1 protein-coding gene is annotated in these 1,135 nt (G+C 62.4%); it reads right to left on the reverse strand.

The window, feature by feature from the left end:
- Nucleotides 1–28: 28 nt before the first annotated feature.
- Nucleotides 29–1,009 (reverse strand): diaminopimelate epimerase, encoded by a 981-nt coding sequence (locus M9827_RS20610; RefSeq protein WP_250606893.1) that lies wholly within the window; start codon nucleotides 1,007–1,009, stop codon nucleotides 29–31.
- Nucleotides 1,010–1,135: the final 126 nt, after the last annotated feature.

A 1,135-nucleotide genomic window follows, 5' to 3' on the forward strand; every position in this document is an offset into this window, starting at 1 on the left:
TGGCTTGCCAGCGATGGCGTCGGCGAATTCAACCCATCAACCGCGCCGCACCAAACAACCTGACCCGCACCAACTCCCCACCTGCTGCTTCGAGCAAAATCGGCGCCGTGCCGCCGGGCATGACCACTTGCACCGCTCCCTCCGCGACCCAGCCCACCCGCCACGCCGCCGATGCCACTGCACTGGCGCTGGTGCCGGATGAGGCGGTCGGCCCTTCGCCGCGCTCGAACACTCGGGCGAGGATTTTCTGTGGTGACTCCAGCACCGCCCATTGCAGATTGACGCCGGCCGGGCATGGATCTCCGGCCCCGGTGGGCAGGGCGTAGGCGATGTCGGTCAACCCTTCGTTCAGCGGTGATTCACGCATTTGCTCGTTGCTCGGCAAAGTCGATGCATCGCTGAGCAGCGTTACGCAATGCGGGTTGCCGATACGCACAAACTGGCTGTGTACCCAGGCAGGTTCAAGTTGTGCCAAGGGTTGGACGTGACTCACGTCCTGACCGTTGAACGCAATGCCTTCAACGGCCTGTGCACCGACGGCATGTGGCCCGAAACCGGGTTGGCCGAGATCAAGCCAGAAACCTTGAACACCGTCGACTTCAGCCGGTTTCACCAACGTTGGCAGCGCGTCGCCCTTGTCATGATGCACGCGCAACAACGCGCCCTCCTCCGGCATCAAGCCTTGCTCGGTCAGCGCCTGCGAGAAAATCGTCAGGCCATTGCCACTGCGCTCGGCGAGGGTGCCGTCGGTGTTGACGATCAACACGTCGAACGGCGGCGATGCCTGGAACGGGCCGATCAGCAGGCCGTCGCTGCGGTGGGATTTGCTGTTTACCGGACGTTGGCCTTCGGGCCAGTCACAGCAGAGTTTGATCGCAGCCCTGCTCCACGACTGACGCGAAGCCGCGCATTCAGTGGCGCTGGCGGGCAAAGCAATGCCCTCTGCGCGCAGCGCTTGCGCAGACACCACGCCATAAATATTGCCCCGTGCATCGTAGAATTGCGTCATCAGTGTTTGTCCCTGTCGCCGAAGAAGGCCACTGTAAAACGCAATCCCTTGTGGGAGCGAGCCTGCTCGCGAAGGCAGTGTGTCAGTCGATATATTTTGCGCTGACACTGCGCCTTCGCGAGTAGG

Source organism: Pseudomonas sp. AKS31, assembly GCF_023634765.1.
GTDB lineage: Bacteria > Pseudomonadota > Gammaproteobacteria > Pseudomonadales > Pseudomonadaceae > Aquipseudomonas.